General features: G+C 69.9%; 20 protein-coding genes and 1 pseudogene. 20 read left to right on the forward strand and 1 reads right to left on the reverse strand.

Annotated elements, in window-relative coordinates; genetic code table 11:
• The 8 genes from AC1WTP_RS31575 to AC1WTP_RS31610 form a co-directional block, all read left to right on the forward strand.
• Positions 1–768: ABC transporter substrate-binding protein (locus AC1WTP_RS31575; RefSeq protein WP_481652891.1), on the forward strand; the 768-nt coding region annotated here is incomplete at its 5' end.
• Positions 765–1,433 carry a cysteine hydrolase family protein gene (locus AC1WTP_RS31580; RefSeq protein ID WP_481652892.1) on the forward strand — a complete coding sequence of 223 codons (669 nt, stop codon included), beginning with the start codon at positions 765–767 and terminating at the stop codon, positions 1,431–1,433. The genes AC1WTP_RS31575 and AC1WTP_RS31580, both read left to right, overlap by 4 nt.
• 28 nt (positions 1,434–1,461) lie before the next feature.
• A complete protein-coding gene (locus AC1WTP_RS31585) occupies positions 1,462–2,295 on the forward strand; it encodes a fumarylacetoacetate hydrolase family protein (protein ID WP_481652893.1) in 834 nt (277 codons plus the stop codon).
• Between the two features lie 23 nt (positions 2,296–2,318).
• Positions 2,319–3,554, forward strand: a complete 1,236-nt coding sequence (locus AC1WTP_RS31590; RefSeq protein ID WP_481652894.1) for a flavin-dependent oxidoreductase — start codon at positions 2,319–2,321, stop codon at positions 3,552–3,554.
• A gap of 109 nt (positions 3,555–3,663) precedes the next feature.
• Positions 3,664–4,812 (forward strand): cupin domain-containing protein, encoded by a 1,149-nt coding sequence (locus AC1WTP_RS31595; RefSeq protein ID WP_481652895.1) that lies wholly within the window; start codon positions 3,664–3,666, stop codon positions 4,810–4,812.
• Positions 4,809–5,642 (forward strand): fumarylacetoacetate hydrolase family protein, encoded by an 834-nt coding sequence (locus AC1WTP_RS31600; RefSeq protein WP_481652896.1) that lies wholly within the window; start codon positions 4,809–4,811, stop codon positions 5,640–5,642. Before AC1WTP_RS31595 ends, AC1WTP_RS31600 begins: the two co-directional genes overlap by 4 nt.
• Positions 5,642–6,226 carry a maleylpyruvate isomerase family mycothiol-dependent enzyme gene (locus AC1WTP_RS31605; protein WP_481652897.1) on the forward strand — a complete coding sequence of 195 codons (585 nt, stop codon included), beginning with the start codon at positions 5,642–5,644 and terminating at the stop codon, positions 6,224–6,226. The genes AC1WTP_RS31600 and AC1WTP_RS31605 overlap by 1 nt, the downstream gene beginning before the upstream one ends.
• Positions 6,227–6,581: 355 nt before the next feature.
• Positions 6,582–7,502 carry an Hsp70 family protein gene (locus AC1WTP_RS31610; protein ID WP_481652898.1) on the forward strand — a complete coding sequence of 307 codons (921 nt, stop codon included), beginning with the start codon at positions 6,582–6,584 and terminating at the stop codon, positions 7,500–7,502.
• A gap of 249 nt (positions 7,503–7,751) precedes the next feature.
• On the opposite strand, the pseudogene AC1WTP_RS31615 reads toward AC1WTP_RS31610, so the two are convergent.
• Positions 7,752–8,545, reverse strand: a pseudogene (locus AC1WTP_RS31615) (IS5 family transposase).
• A gap of 806 nt (positions 8,546–9,351) precedes the next feature.
• Between AC1WTP_RS31615 and AC1WTP_RS31620 the strand changes: the two are divergent.
• The 12 genes from AC1WTP_RS31620 (at position 9,352) to AC1WTP_RS31675 (ending at position 19,723) form a co-directional block, all read left to right on the forward strand.
• The gene (locus AC1WTP_RS31620) at positions 9,352–9,792 is read left to right on the forward strand and encodes a hypothetical protein (protein ID WP_481652899.1); all 441 of its coding nucleotides are present in this window, start codon (positions 9,352–9,354) and stop codon (positions 9,790–9,792) included.
• Positions 9,792–10,475 (forward strand): dTMP kinase, encoded by a 684-nt coding sequence (locus AC1WTP_RS31625; RefSeq protein ID WP_481652900.1) that lies wholly within the window; start codon positions 9,792–9,794, stop codon positions 10,473–10,475. Before AC1WTP_RS31620 ends, AC1WTP_RS31625 begins: the two co-directional genes overlap by 1 nt.
• The gene (locus AC1WTP_RS31630; RefSeq protein ID WP_481652901.1) at positions 10,465–11,301 is read left to right on the forward strand and encodes an isocitrate lyase/phosphoenolpyruvate mutase family protein; all 837 of its coding nucleotides are present in this window, start codon (positions 10,465–10,467) and stop codon (positions 11,299–11,301) included. The genes AC1WTP_RS31625 and AC1WTP_RS31630 overlap by 11 nt, the downstream gene beginning before the upstream one ends.
• Positions 11,302–11,336: 35 nt before the next feature.
• Entirely contained in the window at positions 11,337–11,798 is a 462-nt protein-coding gene (locus AC1WTP_RS31635; protein ID WP_481652902.1) for an NUDIX domain-containing protein, read from the forward strand.
• Between the two features lie 5 nt (positions 11,799–11,803).
• Positions 11,804–12,466 (forward strand): TylF/MycF/NovP-related O-methyltransferase, encoded by a 663-nt coding sequence (locus AC1WTP_RS31640; RefSeq protein WP_481652903.1) that lies wholly within the window; start codon positions 11,804–11,806, stop codon positions 12,464–12,466.
• On the forward strand, positions 12,463–13,371 hold the full coding sequence (locus AC1WTP_RS31645) for an NAD(P)-dependent oxidoreductase (RefSeq protein WP_481652904.1): 909 nt from the start codon (positions 12,463–12,465) through the stop codon (positions 13,369–13,371). Before AC1WTP_RS31640 ends, AC1WTP_RS31645 begins: the two co-directional genes overlap by 4 nt.
• Complete coding sequence (locus tag AC1WTP_RS31650; protein ID WP_481652905.1) at positions 13,368–14,246, forward strand: hypothetical protein; 879 nt, start codon at positions 13,368–13,370, stop codon at positions 14,244–14,246. Before AC1WTP_RS31645 ends, AC1WTP_RS31650 begins: the two co-directional genes overlap by 4 nt.
• A 2-nt stretch (positions 14,247–14,248) precedes the next feature.
• Positions 14,249–16,084: a radical SAM protein gene (locus AC1WTP_RS31655; protein WP_481652906.1), complete on the forward strand. Its 1,836-nt coding sequence runs from the start codon at positions 14,249–14,251 to the stop codon at positions 16,082–16,084.
• Positions 16,085–16,112: 28 nt separating this feature from the next.
• Positions 16,113–16,832: a hypothetical protein gene (locus tag AC1WTP_RS31660; protein ID WP_481652907.1), complete on the forward strand. Its 720-nt coding sequence runs from the start codon at positions 16,113–16,115 to the stop codon at positions 16,830–16,832.
• An 89-nt stretch (positions 16,833–16,921) separates the two neighbouring features.
• A complete protein-coding gene (locus AC1WTP_RS31665; protein ID WP_199737098.1) occupies positions 16,922–17,077 on the forward strand; it encodes a hypothetical protein in 156 nt (51 codons plus the stop codon).
• A 73-nt stretch (positions 17,078–17,150) separates the two neighbouring features.
• Positions 17,151–18,065 carry an aKG-HExxH-type peptide beta-hydroxylase gene (locus tag AC1WTP_RS31670; protein WP_481652908.1) on the forward strand — a complete coding sequence of 305 codons (915 nt, stop codon included), beginning with the start codon at positions 17,151–17,153 and terminating at the stop codon, positions 18,063–18,065.
• A 47-nt stretch (positions 18,066–18,112) separates the two neighbouring features.
• Positions 18,113–19,723: a helix-turn-helix domain-containing protein gene (locus AC1WTP_RS31675; protein WP_481652909.1), complete on the forward strand. Its 1,611-nt coding sequence runs from the start codon at positions 18,113–18,115 to the stop codon at positions 19,721–19,723.
• Positions 19,724–19,771: the final 48 nt, after the last annotated feature.

Here is a 19,771-nt window from a genome sequence, read left to right on the forward strand (position 1 = left end):
CAACAAGACCGGCGCACCCGTCACCCGGTCACTGATCGCCTACGACCACTGACCGGGATTCGGAACTACTCGTCTAGCGTTCTGCTGGCGGCCAGCAAGGGCCTGCCGATCTCCCTCGTCGCTCCCGGCACGTTCGCCACCGACAAGGCCGACGAGGACTTCTCCGCTGTCCTCGTGCCCAAGGACAGCCCGATCACCTCGGCGAAGGACCTCGCCGGTAAGAAGATCGCGGTCAACACCCTGAAGAACATCGGTGACGTCACGATCAAGGCCGCCCTCGAGGCTCGCGGCGTCGACACCTCCGGCATCCAGTTCGTCGAGCTCGGCTTCCCCGACATGCTGGCAACGCTGGAAGCCGGACGGGTGGACGCCGCCTGGGAGATCGAGCCGTTCGTGTCGCTCGGTCGCGAGCAGGGATTCCGGCCGGTGCTGTGGCCGTACGTAGAGTCCAAGCCCAGCCTGCAGATCGGCTCGTTCGTCGCCTCGGCGAAGTACGTCAAGGAGCAGCCGAAGGTGGTGGAGGCCTTCCAGAAGGGCGTGGCGGCCACCGCCGAGGCCATCACGTCCGACCCTGCCGGGTTCCGGACCGCCCTGCCCACGCTGCAGAAGGTCACCCCCGAGGCCGCGCAGAAGATGATCCTGCCGGTGTGGCAGGCCAAGTGCGACCTGGACTCGCTGAGCTTCATGGCCGAGAAGATGGGCAAGTACGGCCTGTCCGAGGGCAAGATCGACCTGGACAAGTTGGTTGCCTCCGGAGCGGCGGAGTGAGCTCGACGCTCGCGGACGTGTTGCCGGTGTCCCGGTGCGCGCTGGTGGTCGTCGATGTGCAGAACGACTACTGCGACCCGGACGGGGCGCTCGCCCGGGCGGGCGGCGACATGAGCCAGGTCGCCCCCGCCGTGGATGCCATCCTCGCGCTGCTCGACGTGGCCCGGGCCGCCCGGGTCCCGTGCCTGCATGTGCGCACGGAGCACTCGGACTGGACCGACACGCCCGAGTGGTTGGCCCGGGGCGATGCCGGTAACCTGCTCGACCCGAGGCAGCACCCGATCGTCCGGCAGGGCTCGTGGGGAGCGCAGCCCTACCGCATCTCCGAGGCGGACGACGAGCGCGTCCTCGTCAAGCACCGGTACTCCGCCTTCGCGTACACCTCCCTCGAGTTGTCCCTGCGGGCGCGCAGCCGCCAGGTCGTGCTGCTCGCCGGGGTGACTAGCGACCTGTGCGTACGGGCGACCGGCTTGGACGCCCTCGCACAGGGCTTCCAGCCGGTGCTGGTCGCCGACGCCACCGCGGCCACGAGCCGGGCCCGGCACGACGGCGCTGTCAACGAGTTCCGGTCCTACCTGGGGCCGGTTGTCAACGTCGCGGACGTCCGGGCCGCCTGGTCTCTCGCAGAATCCGCTCCTTCGGCCGAGTCGGCCGCCCGGATCTGAGCGCCTGCCAAAGGAGGCACCTGAAGCAATGCGTCTGGCCACCATCCGAACGGCTGCGGGCACCCGAGCGGCCCGGGTCGAGAACAGTGTCGCCGTCCCGCTCGGCTATCCGGACGTGGGCGCACTGCTCGCCGCAGCCGAGGTGCAGGACATCGACCGGATCCCGCCGGCCGGCGAGCCGGTGCCCGTCGAGGACGGTGATTTCGCCCCAGTCGTCCCCAACCCATCGAAGATTATCTGTGTCGGGCTGAACTATCGCACGCACATCCTCGAGATGGGCCGCGAGTTGCCTGAGTACCCCACGCTGTTCGCGAAGTTCGCCGACACGCTCATCGGCGCTCGGGACGAGGTCGTACTGCCAACTACGAGCGCGGAGGTCGATTGGGAGGCCGAGCTGGGGGTCGTCATCGGCACCCCGCTGCGCCGGGCGACCCGCGAGCAGGCACGCGCCGCCATCGCCGGTTACACCGTCGTCAACGACGTGTCGATGCGGGACTGGCAGTGGCGGACCACCCAGTGGCTGCAGGGCAAGGCGTTCGAGCGCAGCACGCCCGTCGGGCCCCTCCTGGTCACGCCCGACGAGGTCGACCATGCCCGAGACCTGGAGGTGCGCTGCGAGGTCGACGGGGTCGTCGTGCAGCGCAGCCGGACCTCAGACCTGTTGTTCGACCCCGCGGCCACGGTCGCCTACATCAGCCAGTTCACCACGCTCCGCCCGGGCGATCTGATCGCCACCGGCACGCCGGGCGGGGTCGGCGCCGCCCGTAACCCGAAGGTCTTCCTGGCGCCTGGGCAGACCCTGCTGACCGCCATCGAAGGGCTCGGCGAGTGCCGCAACGTCTGTCGGGAGGAAAAGGAATGAATGCTCGTCGCAGCGGTGACGACGTGCTCATCATCGGCGCCGGAATCGGTGGACTGGTGCTCGCCCTCGAACTGCACGACGCCGGCATTCCGTGCCGCGTCTACGAGGCCGTACCCGAGATCCGCCCGCTCGGCGTGGGCATCAACATCCTGCCGCACGCCTCGAAAGTGTTGTGCCAGCTGGGCCTAGAGCCCGAGCTCGCCCGGGTCGCGGTGACGACCCGCGAATCCGTCTTCTACAACCGGTTCGGTCAACTCATCTACCGGGAGCCGAGCGGTCGGTTCGCGGGCTACGACCACCCGCAGTTCTCCATCCACCGGGGCGACCTGCAGCAGGTTCTGCTGCAGGCGGTACGCGGGCGGCTGGGTCCGGACGCGGTCGTACTGGACCATCGCTGCACCGGTGTCACCCAGGACGACCGGAGCGCGCAGGTGCACTTCCGCAGTTCCCGCACCGGCGCGCAGCTGCCCACCGTCGCGGCGAGTGCCGTGGTGGCCTGCGACGGGATCCATTCGGCGGTCCGCGCGCAGCTGCACCCCAATGAAGGGCTGCCGCGGTACTCCGGCATCAACATGTGGCGCGGCACCACGGTCGGCCGGCCGATCCTTACCGGCGCAAGCATGATCCGCGCGGGTTGGCTGGACCGCGGAAAGATGGTCATCTACCCGATCCGCGACAACGTCGACGGGCATGGCAACCAGCTCATCAACTGGGTCGCGGAAATCGAGACGCCGCGCGAGGTCGAGCGCGACTGGGGCCGCAAGGGCCGGCTCGAGGACTTCGTCGACGCCTTCGCGGACTGGCAGTTCGACTGGCTCGACGTGCCCGCGTTGCTGCACGGCACCGAAGAGGTGCTGGAGTATCCGATGGTCGACCAGGATCCGCTGGACCGCTGGACCGTCGGCCGGGTGACGCTGCTCGGTGACGCGGCACACCCGATGGTGCCGCGCGGATCCAACGGGGCCGGACAGGCGATCGTCGATGCGCGAGTGCTGCGCCGGTCACTGTCGACCATCGGCGACCCGCAGGCCGCTCTCCAGGCGTACGCCGACGAGCGGCTGCCGGCCACGGCCAAGGTGGTGCGCACCAACCGCAGCACACCGCCCGACGTGATCATTCGCGAGGTGTGGGAGCGCACCAAGGACCAACCGTTCGATCGCATCGAGGATGTGATCAGCCAGGCCGAGCTGGAAGCGATCTCGCGGCGTTACAAGGAGGTCGCCGGCTTCTCGCCGGAGGTCCTGCGCGCCGGCGGCTGATTGGTGCCGGCTTGATCCACTGTCCGAGCAGCCGCCCTGCGCACAGAGACGCTGGGGAATCGGCGAAGCAGCAATGACGCCCACCCATGCCATTGAGAAGGAGGCAGAGATGACTGACACCGTGACGTCGCCGGTGCGCCTCACTGTGGTCGACTCGCCGGATCAGCCGACGCCGTCGGCCGCGCTTCAGGAGCTGTACCACGGCTTCGAGCAGGAGCTGCTCATTCCGCTATGGACGGAGATTGGGGACCTGATGCCCCTGCATCCGCGCTCCAAGGCGGTCCCCCACCTGTGGCGGTGGGAGAGTCTGGTGGCCCTGGCGGATCGGGCCGGGCACCTGGTCCCGGTCGGCCGGGGCGGGGAGCGCCGTGCGATCGCGTTGGCGAACCCGGCGTTGGGCGGCCGACCGTTCGCCACGCCGACGCTGTGGGCGGCGATCCAGTACCTGATGCCGGGCGAGGACGCCCCGGAGCACCGCCACACCCAGCACGCCTTCCGCTTCGTCGTCGAGGGCGAGGGTGTCTGGACCGTGGTCGGCCGCGATCCGGTGGCCATGAGCCGCGGCGACTTCCTACCGCAGGCGGGCTGGAACTGGCACGCCCACCACAACGCGGCGGACAGGCCGATGGCGTGGATCGACGGCCTGGACATCCCGTTCCAGTACGTCACCGAGTCGCAGTTCTTCGAGTTCGGCCGGGACGAGATCAGCGACGCCGAGTGCAGCACTCCCGAACGCTCCCACTCCGAGCGGCTCTGGGGCCACCCCGGTCTACGCCCCGTCTCGGTCCCCGGCTCGCAGCCCGGCACCCCGCTGCTGGCCTACCGGTGGGTGGACACCGACCGGGCGCTGACCGACCAGCTCGAACTAGAGGCCGAGGGCTACGCCGGTACGGTCGAGCCGGGTCACGCGGCGGTCCGTTATGCCAACCCCACGAGCGGGGGCGATGTGCTGCCGACCATCCGAGCGGAGATGCACCGCATCCGCCGCGGCGCCGAGACGGCGCCCCGTCGCGAGGCCGGCTCCTCGGTATACCAGGTGTTCGACGGCAGCGGACGGGTCACGGTCGGCGACACGTCCTGGTCGGTCAGCCGTGGCGACATTTTCGTCGTCCCCTCCTGGGTGCCGTTCTCGGCCAGGTCCGAGGCTTCGCCGTCCGACTCCGACTCGGCTGCGCTCGATCTCTTCCGGTTCAGCGACAGCCCGATCTTCGAGGCGCTGCACCTGGACCGCGTCCAAGTGGAAGGACAGAACGCATGAAGCTCGCCACTATCCGTACCGCCGACGGCGCCACCCGGGCCGTCCGGGTGCAGGGGGAGACCCTGGTCGACCTCGGCTTCGCCGACGTCGGCGAGCTGTTGGCCCGGCCGGACTGGGCCGAGTACGCCGCCCGGACGGACGGGCCCGCGGCCCAGGCCGTCGGTTACGCGCCGGTCGTGCCCCGGCCCGGCAAGATCATCTGCGTTGGTCTGAACTACCGCAACCACATCCTCGAGATGGGCCGCGAGCTTCCGCAGTACCCGACCCTGTTTGCCAAGTACCCCGAGGCGCTCATTGGCGCCTACGACGAGATCCGGCTTCCACCTGAGTCCGACCACGTCGACTGGGAGGCTGAGCTCGCGATCGTCATCGGCAGGACCGTACGTCGCGCCACCGACGCCGCGCACGACGCCATTGCCGGGTTCGCCGTCCTCAACGACGTCACCATGCGGGACTGGCAGTACCGCACCCACATGTGGCTGCAGGGCAAGACGTGGGAAGCCAGCACGCCCTTCGGCCCGTACCTGGTCACCCCGGACGAGCTGCCCGGCGGCACCCGACCCTCGCTCACCCTGACCGGAACCGTCGACGGTGAGGTGGTGCAGCAGGCCGACACCTCGAATCTCGTGTTCGACCCTGTCGCCCTGGTGCGATACATCTCCACGATCGTCACCCTCAAGCCGGGCGACATCATCGCCTCTGGCACCCCGGGCGGGGTGGGCCACGCCCGGAAGCCCGCCCGATACCTTGCCGACGGCAGCGTGCTGACCACCGAGATCACCGGACTGGGCCGGTCGGAGGCCAAGGCCGTAGCCGAGACGGTCGCCTGATGGCCGTCGACCGTACGCGGGCGGACAGCCTGCGCTGGATGGCGCAGGGCAGCAAGACATTCAGCGCTGCCCTCGCCGCTCTGCCGGACGACCGGTTGGACCAGCCCACCGCACTCGCCGGCTGGACCGGCAAGCACCTGCTGGCCCACGTCGCCGCCAACGCCGACGCGCTGGTCAACCTGGCACACTGGGCGCGCACCGGCGAGGAGAAGCCGATGTACTCCTCGCCACAGCAGCGCGACGCGGACATCGACGCCGGCGCAACGCGGCCCGCGGCCGAGCTGCGCGCCTGGGCGACGCGGTCCTCCCAGACCCTCCACGCGCGGCTGGCCGAACTGGACGAGCAACAGTGGCGCCGGCAGGTTCGCACCGCCCAGGGCCGTATCGTCCCCGCCGAGGAGATCCCCTGGATGCGGGCCCGCGAGGTCATGGTCCATGCCGTCGACCTCGGTGCCGGCGTGGGCTTCGACGACCTGCCGGCCGACTTCCTCGCCGCACTGCTCGACGACATTGCCGCAAAGCGATCCGCCGCCGGCCGGCGACGGGCCCGCGCTTATCCTCACAGCCACCGATCACCCCGGTAGCTGGGCTGTCTCTGGCGTCGGCAATGCCGCCCGGGTGACCAGCACCCTCGCCGGGCTCACCGCGTACCTTTCCGGCCGCCCGGCGCCCGGCGTCAGCAGGACCGGCGAAGAGCCTGTGCCCGAGCTGTCGCGGTGGCTCTGACCGCGCGCGATCTTGCGCCGAGAGGCTGTTGAAGCCACGTGTCAATGCGACCGATCGCGGCCGCGGCGATCGCCGCACGATCCGTACCCGCCACATTCACCCTTCCGATCGCCGAATGCAGGCCGCCTGCCGGGGCTGTCGTCACCTGGCCGCCGTGGGGAGCCGAGCCGGCTGGTCCCAAGTCCCCGTCGTCCTGCCGATGACGGCCTCACCGTGGAGGGGACCACGGTGGATGCGCTTGAGGTGGCGGCAGCGCCGCTGCGCCGGGTCGCGGTGGAGGCGGAGCGGGTTGCGGGTGGGCCGGTGCGGGATGTGCGGCTGGTGGTGCCGGCGGGCTGGGGTCCGAGGCGGCGCACCTGGATGCGGCAGGTCGCGCACCGCGCTGGACTGTCCCAGCCGCGTCTGGTGGAGGCTCCGGTGGGCGTCGCCGGGCATCTGCTGGCCACCGGTGTGCACCTGCCGGTCGGGTCGTTCATCGTCATCTGCGACCTCGGCGCGGGCGCGGAGGTGACTGTTCTGCGACGCGGCCCCGCGGGTTTTGAAGTTCTCGCGACTCTCGCCGACGCGTCCGCCGGCGGCACTGCCATCGACCGCGCCCTGGCCGCCGCCCTCACCGGCGCTCTGGACGCGCCGGGCGAGGGTACCGGGCAGTGGGCGGTGGGGGAGAGCGTCCGCGCGGCGAAGGAGGCTCTGGCCGCTCATTCGGCCGTCACGGTGCCGCTTCCCGACCGGCCACCCGTGGTCGCGAACACCGCCATGCTCGAGCACGCGGCCGGACCGGTGCTGCGACGGGTGGCCCAGCTGGTCGAGGAGACGATTACGGCAGCCGAGCTCACCGTAACCGACGTTGCGGGCGTCTACTGCGTCGGCGGCAGCGCCCGCCTACCCCAGCTCGCCCACATCCTTGCGGCGCACACGGGCATCCTCCCGACGGTCCTGCCCGAGCCCGCGTCCGCCGCCGTGCTCGGGGCTGCGGACGCCGGCGCCGCCGACCCCGCAGCGGCTGACCGGGTGGAGGTTGAGGTGCCGCCGGTGCGGCGCGCCGTCGCGGTCGCGATACCGGGCTTCGCCTCGCTGGCGCTGATCTGGCAGTGCCTCATGACTGCCGAGCAGCACAACACGTTGGGTGTGTAGTTCTGGGTCGACCTGAACTGGGGCGAGTTCACGATGGCCGCTGTCATAGCGCTGCTGGCCTGCCTGGCCGCGGGAACTGTGCTTGGTTCCCTGATCGCTGCCCGCAGCCCCACACCCGGAACTAGTGCTCTGACCACAAACGTTCGCGGTGTTGGTGACACGCCGGGCTTGGGTGGCGGGTCGGGCTGGGGTTGCGGCGTCAGGCTGTCGGGGCGGCAGAGCCGGTTCGGGTACGTCGATTAAGAGGTCCTAACAAAGCCGGGTGACGTGTCGGTACGTGATGATGCAGGTGGCGAGGGCGAGGAAGGCCTCGTGGATGTCGTCACGGCGTTTCCAGCGGATGCGTAGGCGTCGCATGCCGTGGTACCAGGCGATGGTGCGCTCGACCACCCACCTGATGGTGCCGAGTCCGGATCCGTGGGGTTGACCGCGGCGGGCGATGCGTGGACGGATGCCTTTGGCCCGTACTGCCCGCCGGTACTTGTCGTGGTCGTAGGCGCGGTCGCCGAAGAGCTGGTCGGGGCGCCGGCGGGGTCGGCCGCGCCGACTGCGTACGGGCGGGATCTTGTCGATCAGCGGGAGCAGTTCGGTGGCGTCGTGGCGGTTGCCGCCGGTCAGCGACACGGCCAGGGGGGATGCCGGCGCCCTCGGTCAGGACGTGGTGCTTCGAGCCCGGGCGGGCGCGGTCGACGGGGCTCGGCCCGCTTTGGGCCACGTCGGGCGGCCCGCACATGGGAGGAGTCGATCACGGCGCGGGACCAGTCCAGCTTCCCGGCTGCCTGGAGTTCGGCCAACAGCAGCTCGTGCAGCCGCTGCCACATGCCGGCCCGGTTCCACTCCTCCAAGCGCCGCCAGCAGGTCATCCCCGAGCCGAACCCCAGCTCCTGAGGTAGGAACTCTCACTGGATACCGGTGTGCAGCACGAACAGGATCCCGCACAGCACCTGCCGGTCCGGGATCCGTTTACGTCTCGGGTGCCGTGGGTTGCGCTCAGGTCTGGGCAGCAACGGCTCGATGCGCTGCCACAGCCCGTCCGGCACGATCCACGGCGGCTGCTCACCACGCCTCACGAACCAACATCGTAGATCACCCTCTACAAGGGACGGCAAGCCCAAAGATCATTTTGTTAGGACCCCTAAAAGGATCATGATGCCGAGCCGCGCCTACGAGAGGTTGGCGCGTTCGCGCAGCCGACGCAGTTCGGCGCCGAAGAAGTGGCGCTCGAACAGGGATGGCTGGAGCGCCCGCGGGGCCTGGCCCATGACACCGCCTTTCGGGCTGCTCGCGTGACGATGGCATCGAGCAGCGTTGGTATCTCGTACATAGGGTCACTCAGTGTTCAGCGGGGCGCAACCAAGAACAACTGCGTGGTTGCATGACTCACCCGTGAGCTCGCCGAATGCGGACAACCTGTTCGGGCATGCGGACAAGTTCTTCTGTCCGCATGCGCCTCCTGGCTCTCTGTAACTAAGTCTGCGTCAATCGACGTGCGGCTGCTGCCGTTAGTCGGCCGCCCGATCCTGCATGAGGAGAATCCGTGCCTGCCTCACCTCAGTTACGACCTACTTCAGCAGTACCCCTGCACCGCATGTGGCTGACGGTCGGTGACGGCCTCCAAGTACAGCGGGTTCACCTGCATCTCTCCGAGTGGCGAGAGGCGATTGCATCGAACACCCCTTTGCCGGACGTCCACGGTGTTGGACTCGCAGCGGCGTTGGCAGCCGTTGAGTTCACAAACCTAGCGTCCGTGTCCAGTCACATCGATGACGCCGGACTTCGTCCGTGGCTGGACCTTCCAGCGCGCTATGCGTATCCAGTAGGTCCAACGAACGTGCTCAGACCTGCGGCAATGGCTCGGGCCAACGAGCTGATCATGGATGGGGTCGACCAGGTGGTGGCTGCCGATCTAGCGGCTGTTTGTGGCGCGGCGGCCTGGTGGGTCGGGTTCTTTGCGATCATCCGCCATCGCGGTGTGCATCACCGCAGTTTGCAACCCAGCACTGCATCAATAGCGCGGATGGTGCTGGAGGAGGCAGCCGGCATTGTCGCGCTTGGTATGGCGATCCGCGTGTTGGAGGAACACCTGCGAGCAGGCGGAGTCGCTGAGGCCGGCTTGCGGATGGCGTACTGCCGCGCGTTGGCGGCGAGCGTCGCAGTCGAGCGACGGATGCCGGCGTTGTTGGAGGAACTCGGCGAGCTGCGCTTGGTCGACCTGGTGTCGATGGCGGTGCCGTGGCGGGGTCGGTTCACGAAGTACGCCGGTGGTACCGGCGCGGGGCAGGTGGAGTGATGCAGCGGTTTCCGTTCATCGTGATCGAGGGCCTGGACGGCACGGGGAAGACCACGGTGCGCAAGGGCCTGTTCCGGCTCTGGGAAGGCCTCTACGAGGTGACACCCCTGTGCGTCCTGACCAGCAACTTCCTGGCCGCTGATGCGGCCGCCGACATCGTGAAGGGTAAGTACCAGCCGTCGGCGGACAACCGGGACCGGTACCTGCAGGCGCTGGTGGCCGACAAGGCGGCGACGCTCGCGCGGCTGGTGCGGCCGGCGTTGCCCAACCGCCCGGTGATCAGCGACCGCTGGCTGGTGAGCGAGCTGGCGTTCTTCGCCGTCAAGCACGACATGAAGCCGGGGGAGACCTACGAGCGGCTCGCCGCCGGCATTACCCAGCCGGTTGATCTGACGCTGGTGCTCGATCTGGACCCGCGCGACTCGCTGCAGCGGGCGCACGGCCGGCAGGGCGACGCGGTCCGGGCGGACTGGGACGTGTTGGACGTGCAGGCCCGAGTGCGTCAGGTCTACACCGAGATCGTGAGCGAGCCGGCCGCCTATCCGCTGTTGGGCGAAGTGGCACACATCGACGCCAGCGCGAGCCCCGGCGGCGTGTTGGACCAGGTCTGGCAGGCCCTCATCGCGCATGACCTCGTGCCGCCATTCGATCCCGCGACGGAGGCGGTGGCCGGTGACCGCTGACATTTTGCGCCGGGCACTGATGGCGGGTACCGGCGCCCCGGTCCGGGCGGTCGGCGCAGTCAACGCCCTTGCCGCCAACGCCGCCGCCGGTGCTGGCTTCGACGCACTGTGGGTCAGCAGCCTGGAGGTCTCCGCCGCCGCCGGCCTCGCCGACGCGAACGTGCTCGGGGTGCGTGACCTGTGCGACGTGGTGCTCGCCGTCGGGCGCACCGCCCACCTGCCCGTGGTGGTCGACGTCGACAACGCCGGCGGGTCCGAGAACTCCGCCCGCCGCTGCGCTTTGGACCTGGCCCGCGCGGGCGCTGCCGCGCTGTGCCTGGAGGACAGCGCCTACCCGAAGTGCAACAGCTTCAGCACCCACCGCACTCAGGGCCTGGCTGACGTCGATGTCGTCGCGTACCAGCTGCGAGAGATGCGCCGGGCCAGCGACGAACTGGTGCTCATCGCCCGCACGGAGGCGCTGATCGCCGGCGCACCCTTCTCCCACGCCCTAGACCGGGCCCGGTACTACGCCGCGAACGGCGCGGACGCGGTACTGATCCACTCCCGTGACGTCTCAGGAGACGAGGCGCTGCGCACGGCGCGGGAATGGAGCGCACCGACCCCGCTGGTGACCGTGCCGACCGCCTTTGCCCACCTCGGATGGCAAGAGCTGGGCCGGGCCGGGTTCGCCATGTGCATCTACGCCAACCAGCTCAGCCGCGCCGCCTTGGCGGGCATGCGCGCCGTCGCCGCGGAGCTGGCTGGCAGCGGCTCGCCGGGCACGGTGCCGCTGGCCACCGTGGGCGAGCTGCTGGCGATCGGCGATCCCTACGCCCGCGTCTGAGCCCTGCGTCCGACCCCTCGACCAGGAGATCCCACATGCCCCCATTGCCGCGGATCAGCGTGTCGGTGAAGGCCGCCGTCATGCGCGCAGATCACGTCTTGCTCTTGTCCTACGACGACGCCGCAGGCTTCCACTACAACCTTCCCGGCGGCAAGGCCCGCGAGGGAGAGTGCCTGCGCGACGCCGTGTGCCGCAAGGTCGCCGAGGAGACCGGGCTGCGTGTGCGGGCGCGCAGACTGCTGTTCGTCGTCGAGTACGTGCCCGAGGCCTGGCAAGGCGAGTTCGGCGACGTGCAGAAGGTCCAATTCAACTTCCTCGCCGACCCCCTCGACGACGCCGCACCCCGCATGCCCGACCCGCCCGACCCCCACCACGTCGGGTTCGAGTGGGTGCCGGTGACCGCGCTGGCGAGTAAGTACCTTCTGCCGCGCGTGGTGCCGCACCTGCTCGACGCGCTCGGCCAGGACCGCCGCGACTGTCTTGTGGACCGGTGGTGACCGCGATGACCGTGCACCTGTCCGCGCTTCGCAGCTGGTTGCTCGCCGAGCATGCCAACACCGTTGACGCCGACCGGCTGACCGCCATCGCCGCCCAGCTGCGGCACATGGTGAAAGACGGCGTCGAGGGGGCGGTTGTGGAGGTCGGCTGCTACCGGGGCGCCATGGCGCTGTGGATGCGTGCCGTACTCGACGAACTCGGCGACAAGGATCGGCCGATCCACGTCTACGACTCGTTCGCGGGCCTGCCGGCCCCCGGTGATCGGGACTCCAACCACCTCGGTGAAGGCGAACTGGTGAGTACGCCGGCGGACGTCGTGTCCACTCACGCCGCCTGGCACAAACCGGGTCCGGTCATCCATCCCGGCTGGTTCGCCGACACCCTGCCCGACCAGATGCCCGAGACGATCGCGTTCGGTTACCTGGACGGTGACTTCTACGACTCCATCTACGTCTCGCTCACCCACTGCGTTCCCCGCCTGAGTCACCTCGGTGCACTGATCATCGATGACTACGCCGACACCGTAGTCAACCCGAAGGCCTGGGACGGCCTGCCCGGCGTCAAGCGCGCCTGCGACGACTACTTCGGCACGCCGACGCCGGTTGAGGTCCTCGTCGGCGACGGCGACGGCGACCTCGCCTTCGGCCTGTACCGGCGGTCCGCATGACCACCGTCGTGGTCGTCGAGGGCAGCGCCGACCCTCACCGGCTGACCCAGGCGCTGCCCGGAGTGCGCGTCGAGGTACTCGACCGGCTACCGGCGGTATCCCACCCGGCGGTTGCGGCCGTCATGCGTTCCGGCACCCGGCTGTCGGCCCACCACCTCGCCTGCCTGCCGGCGCTGCGACATGTCGTTCGACCGGGCTCCGGCACCGACAACATCGACCATCTCGCACTCGCGGCCCGAGGCATCACTCTGCATCGCAACCCGACCGCGAACGCCGCGGCCGTCGCCGAATGGACGCTGCTGGCCGCGCTGAGCCTCAGCCGCCGTGCGGCACTCGGGCACAACGGCCTCGCCGCCGGCCGTCACCTCAAGGCCGCCTGCCTTGGACGTCCCCTGGCCGAGCAGCACCTCGCGATCTGGGGCGCTGGGCCCGTCGGTCTCGCCATCGGGCAGGCGCTCCGCTCGGCGGTAAGTGACGTGGCGTACGCGGCATGGCCGTCCAGCCCGCCGAACCTGCCCCAACGCCCCGCTGAGCTGCTGACCAGTTGGGCAGATCTGCACGTCGTGGCGCTGCCGCTGCGTGAAACCACCCGAGCGGTCTTCGGTCCGGCTTGGCTGGCCCATGCCGGGCGGCGCCGCCCGGCGTTGATCTGTGCCGGGCGGATGGAGACCCTCGACCTGCCAGCCTGCCTGGACGCCCTCGACGCCGGCACGTTGAGCGGCCTGGCCATCGACGCGATCGACCCCGAACACGTCGGCTCGCTCACAGGACCGGGTGAGCCGCGCAACCTGCTCCTCACCCCGCATATCGGAGCGCAGCGCCCGGACGTGCGGGGCGTCCTCGACCGCTGGACGGCCGAGACTCTGCGCACCGCCCTGCTTGGGGGACGGGAGGAGGACCGGTGACCAGCGCAGTCGATATCCGTGCCAGGATCGCTGCCCGGGTCGCGGCCGAGTTCTGCGATGACCCGAAGGTCAGCGAGGTTTGGCTGGAGGGCGCGCTGGGTGCCGGCCTAGCCCACGCCCGCAGCGACATCGACCTGCGCGTTGTCTTCCACGACCAGCCCCCCGCGCTGCGCTCGCGGTTGGTGGACGGCGTACGGGTCGACCTCGCCGCGTGTACCCCCGCCATGATCGAACCGCTGCGGAGCATGCTGGGCTCCTTCGACGTGCGCTTCGACGACGTCGAGCGCTTCCGGCAGGTCCGCGCCGCCCTCGGGCAACTGACCCGGCTGCGCACCGCACGGCGGTACACGCTGACGGGATGGCAGCCGGTCGTCACCGGCGACGACGTAGCCGGCTACCGGCACTGGGCCGTGGCGGACCGGGTCGAGCACGTCCTCAGTCTTGTCGAAGACCTCCTCGGACTCACCACCGATCACCTGTATGCCGAGGCCGAGGTGGTACGCCGCCAGGTGGAGATCTGCCTTCTCGGCCTCGACGTGGTCGCGGCGGACCAACCGCTGCTCGGCGACAAGTGGCTGCCGGCCCTCTGGCGTCGAATCAACGACGGCCCGCCACCGTCACTTCCCATCCCGTCCTGGAGCGCCGAGGACACGTCCTGGTTCCCGTCCGTCCGGAGGCGGGTCACCGCCGCACTCCTTCGGTGTTGGCCGGACAGCGCCACCGCCGAAGAGCCGCCTCCGGCCGGTACTTGCGGGCTGGGTTGGCTGCCCCAGCGCTACACCGACGGCTGGTTCCTGCGCCGCGGCGACGAACGCATCCGCCTCACCCCCGGCCAGCTCACCGGCTGGCACCGGGCGAACCGCCAGGGAGGCTAACCATGCCCGCGGCCACCCCCACCCCGGAGGCCATGTACCGGCCCCTGTCCGCCGACGACCGCCGCCCGGTATCGGTCATACTCAAGTTGCGCGGCGAGACCTGCAACATCGATTGCCTGTACTGCTACGAGAAGCGCAAGGAAGCTCCCAGCGGAGCACGACTGTCAGCCGACGACGCCGCCCGGCTGACCGCGATCTTTGGTGCCCGCCCCGTCGCCGTCGAGCTGCACGGCGGCGAGCCGCTGACGATTGGCCGCGCCGCCTTCGCCGAAATACTTGACCGGCTTGCGGCCCAACCCAACGTCGTGCGCGTCTCAATGCAGACCAACGGCCTCCTTCTCGACGACAGCTGGCTGGACCTCATCGACACGCACTACCCCGGGCTGGAAATCGGGATCTCGCTCGACGGCGACGTCGCCGGCAATGCCTGGCGCGTCGGCTACGACGCCCAGCCCACATACGACCGCGTCGCCGCCGCCCTGCGCCTGCTCGCCGCGCGCGGCAGGCACGTCGGGGTCATCAGCGTCGTCACCTCTGCCGTGCTCGGCCGCGCCGCCGAGATCCTCGACCATCTCGTCAGATTTGCCGCCGTGCGCGCCGTCAACCTCGTACCTTGCTTCGACGCCACCGTCGCCGCCCCGACCCGGCTCGCTGGTGCACGGGTGCCGGCGAGCCGCCATCTGCAACAGGCGGCCCTCACCGGTGGCTCCGGGCCGGCTTGGGCGATCACGCCTGCCGAGTACGCGTCCTTTGCCCTCAGCGCGACTGCGCACTGGATCGGCAGCGGCCTGTTCCGGCGCATCAAGCTCGAACCCGCGGTGTCGACCATCCACCGGCTCACCGGCGCAGCGGCGGCCATCTGCCACTTCTCCGACGCCAAGTGTGACCACGTCTTCACCGCCTACCCCGACGGGCGCATGGGCAGCTGCGACGAGCTACCGGCGCCGAAGGCCCAGCTCACCGGCCTGCCGGGGGCTCCTGAGGAGGCCGACATCATTGACGCGCAGCGCCGCCTGCCGTTGCTTGAGGTGGGCCGGTCGCTGATGGCCAAGTGCGCGAGCTGCCGGTACCGCGACACCTGCGGCGGCGGCTGCGTCGCCACCCGGTGGCGGGCGCACCGGCACGCCGACGGCGACGATGAGTACTGCGCCTACCGAATGCGTCTGGTCGACGGCGTCGCAGCTCTCCTCGCCGAACCCCACCGACCCGGCGGCGCCTCATGCCGCGCGGTGCCATGGCGCCCCCGCCGGCCCAACTCCATGCCCGACGTCGCTGGCTTCCTCGCCCGCTGGGACGACCCCAGCCGACCCCGACCGGCGGCCACCTTGCGGCACAGCGATCACGGCAACATCAACAGCGCCGGGTTGGCCGGTACCCACCCGGCCGACGACCTCGACCCCCACCATCCCCAGTGGCGCGACGGCATCGAACCCGCCGTCTGGCCGCTGGTCGACCTGCTCACCCGGCGCCTAGGCTACGTCACCTACGACAGCTGTCAGGGCCACCGGTACACGGGTCTCGACCTCGCACCGGTCGGACTGCATGTCGGCGTTCTCCCGCGACACCGTACCGAGTCCGCCCGGCTCAGCGCCGTTCTCTGCCGGCTGGACACTCGAGCGCGACAGGTGCTGCCGGCCGCCTGCCAGCTGCTGGTCGGTCGGGACCGGCTGACATGCGAGACCACCAGCCGCCAGTACCCGGTCCTCGGGCTCTCCCTCGCCCCGACGGCCGGCTGGGACGCCTACTTCGCCGCCCTCGACGACGCCGTCACCGCCGTCACCACCGCACTCGCCGACATCGCCAGCACCGCGCCCGCCGACTGCGAATGCCGCCCCTGAGCCCGCCCACCCCGGGAGGACGGACGCCATGATCCACGTAGCCGAAACCCTGACCACCCACAGCGTGGAGGGCTTCCTGAGCCCTACCGACGTCGAACAGCTCGCGACAGCCATGGACGAGATCCTTGCCGCGGCCGGCACGCGCCGTTTCGACTGCGGCCGTACCACCACCATGCACGAGATCCCGGGCCTGACCGCCGCGCAGGCCATGGCGGTCTACGAACCAGCCGGACGTATCGAGATCACCGAGCTGCCTTCATCGGTGACCGCCATCCTCGACCGGGCGACGAACCGCGCCATGCCGACCATCCGCCGCGCCATGCCGTCGGTGACCGCGCTGCGTCCCTGGACCTACGTCGAGTACCGCACCGGACAGCACATCACCCCGCACGCCGACGGCATCGCCCCCGACCCCCACACCTGGCCCCGCCAGATCGGCGGCATTGGCATCCCCATCCGTCACGCCGATGCCGGAGGCGACTTCTACGTCGAGACGACGGGAGCCCCTGACATCTGGGCCAGCACCGACCCGGCCAGCGCCGCCGGATACGTACCCGGCATGTCGCTCATCCACGACGGCGCCGACAACTCCTCCGCCTGGTTCCGCGACCTACCACGCACCCGCTGGACCGTCCGTCCCCGCCTTGGCGACGCCATCGTCTACGGCTCCCAACTGACCCACGGCACCGAACCAGTCAGCTCCGGACGGTCCCGCAAGTTCATCAGCTGGCTCATCGCCGAACGGTGAACGCCAGTGCCACCGCGCGCCCGCAGCCCGCCGCCGCTCACCGCCCTCAGCAGCCCTGACTTCCGAGACACCCAGACAAGGAGCACATCGTGGACACACCCACGCCCTACGACGACTTCCTCACCGCCGTCGACCAGCTCCGCGGCGACGACACCACCGTCCAGGTCACCGCGCACACCTCCAACGTATCCACCACCGGCTGGCCTCCCGCGGACAACGTAGACAGCTCCACCGGCCAGCAGTAACCGTCCGTCCTCGCCTGGTGCCGGGCCCCGCCCCGGCACCAGGCGCCGACCACGGCGCAAAGGAGAACAGCCGGTGCCGCCCCTTGACGACCTCTTCAGCCTGCCGGCCACCACCGACCTACGCCGGCGACGCACCACCGCTATCCACCGCGTCCTCGGCACGAACGCTCCCGCCAGCACCCCGCTCAGCTACGCCCTCGCCCACCACTGGCTTGAAGGTGCCGAAGCCGCGGCACGATCCGCCGACGGCACGCTGCTGGCCTGGTACCGCCACGCCACGGCCAGCGACACCGCCCGCCTACGCACCGACCCTGGTGACAAGATCCCGATTGTGGTCAACCCGAAGCCGGAGCAACTGCGCCGCTCGGCCCTCGCCGCCACGCCCTACTACGTCATCAACCCCGAAACGACGCCGGCCAGCCCACCCGCCCTGGAGCAAGTGCGGAACGGGCTCGCGGCGGCAGTCAGCGCCGGCTTTGGCACGCTCCTGCGCGACCACGCGCCGATCATCTGCCTCCTCGAACGGAAGACGCTCCACGACACCCTGCTCAGCTGGACCATCACCCGCCTGCCCGGCACCGTCTTCGCCGACTACACCAACCACCCAATCGTCCTCGCCCGCGACCTCATCCACGAAGCCGGCCACAACTGGCTCAACGACGCCCTGGTCGCCTGCCACGTCACCATCCCCGACGACCGGCACTTCTACTCACCCTGGCGAGCCACCGAACGACCCGCCTTCGGCTTCCTCCACGCCTGCTGGGCCTTCCCGCTCACCGTCCTGTACGCCGCACGCGTCGCCTCCACCGCGCCAGCCGAGGTACGCGACTTTCTCACCGCCCATCTGCGCCTGCAGGCCGAACAGCTCGCCCAAGCAAGGGACAGCTTCCAGACCGCCATCACACTGGTCGACCACGACGAGCTACGCCGCCGTATGACCGAGATCTTCGCCACCGCCGTCAGCATCACCGCCGCGCAGCCGACCTGATCAGCGATGGTGAGGTAGGACGGACATCGCCGTGTGCACCGTGTACCGTGGGCGACACCGATCGCTACCAAGCGACCGCCGAATCCGCCCTCCGAACCGGGCACACGGCCGGCGCATTCCGTGAGGTTGGGATGGCCCAGACTCCACGCGAACTCACACCCCACACCTCCGCCAAGCACTACTTCGGCGCCCAGCTGCGATCATGGCGAGAACAGCGCGGCTGGTCACAAGCGCGGCTCGGCGAGCACCTGCACGTCAGTTCGGATCTCATCGCGAAGATCGAGAAGGCCCTGCGCTGGCCGACCCCGGAATTCGCAACCGCCTGCGACACCGCGCTCGCCGCAGGAGGCGCGCTCACCAACCTGCTTCCGCTGGTCGAACTGGAGCGACACCAGGAGCGTGCCGCCGTGGCCGCCACCGCCCGCGCGGTGCGCGCCGCCGTCTCCCAGCAGCGGCGCAGCACCACGCCAACGGCATCCGCGTTCGCCGCCTCACCGGGTGAGATCGCCACTGGTGCGGCGGCGGATTGGGCATCAGCGCTGCCGGGTGTGCAACTCACGGCGCCCCCACCGGCATGGCCGGTTGACCGACTGCTGACCCTGCCATACGGCCGAGCCGTACCCGCTACGACCCTGACCCTCACCAGCATTCCCGTCCAAGACCGCCGCCACGCCGCCCGCTACCCACGGACGCTCAACGGTGGCCACGCCGCCGCCTTCGGCCTGCGCGATCTCGTGGCGACGGAACTGCTGGCCGGCGACGAGCCCATCCTCGCCGTGGCCACAACGCCCACCCTTGGATTGGCGGTACCGGCATACCGCCTCGACGCCTTCACCATCGGCGTCCTGTGGGCCCTGTGCGGCATGGACGACGCTCTCCTGGCCGATGATGCCGCGCTCGCCAACAGCGTCCCCAAACTACGCCGCTACGCCCAACTACCCGGCTCCGCAGTCAGCCGCAACGTCGCCGCCGACCTCAACACCTTGAGCCAGATGTGGCTTGGCTCCGACTTCTGCGCCCGCTACATCAGCCACCGCCTCGACGCCGCGACCGACCAGCCCGTGTTCTGGACCCGCGAGCAGTACGGCGAAGAAGCCAGTACCTGGCTGCTCTTCCGCCACAAGATCGACTATCTGCACGCCACGAGCGAACGCTTCACCACACCCACCGCCCCGGCCGCCCGCGTCTTCTGCATCCCAGAAACCGCCGTGCGGGGCAGCCCCCACGCGGAACGCATCCTGCTGCTGCTCTCGGCAGCGTTCATGGAATCCCTGCGCATCGCCGTGCACGTGAGTCCAGACCCGGCGTACGCCACCGTCGAAGGCTTCGTGCTGACCCCACACACGCAGGTCATTCTCGCCAACTGGGTGCGCGCCGACGGACTCTGGCACGTCGACGCCCTCGATCGCCGTACCGCGCTACGCCGCTACGACGACGTTGCCCGCGGCGGCCAAGCCGGCTCCATCACCGCATCGGGCCGGTCCACCCGCCGCCTACGAATCCTCGCCGAGTACCTCGGCCTGGAATGGCCCTGGCTGCGTCGACGCTGCACCGAGCTGGCCGCCGTCGGCGTCGAAGGGATGATCCGACCGCGCAGCCGGTTACTGACCACCGACGGGATCAACGCAGCCTGCCGCTACCTGGCCAGCCTCCCTTGAGCCTTCGCTTCACTCAGAAACTGTGACAGGCTGCCGCAGGCACACAGG

This window comes from Micromonospora sp. R311, from assembly GCF_056780015.1.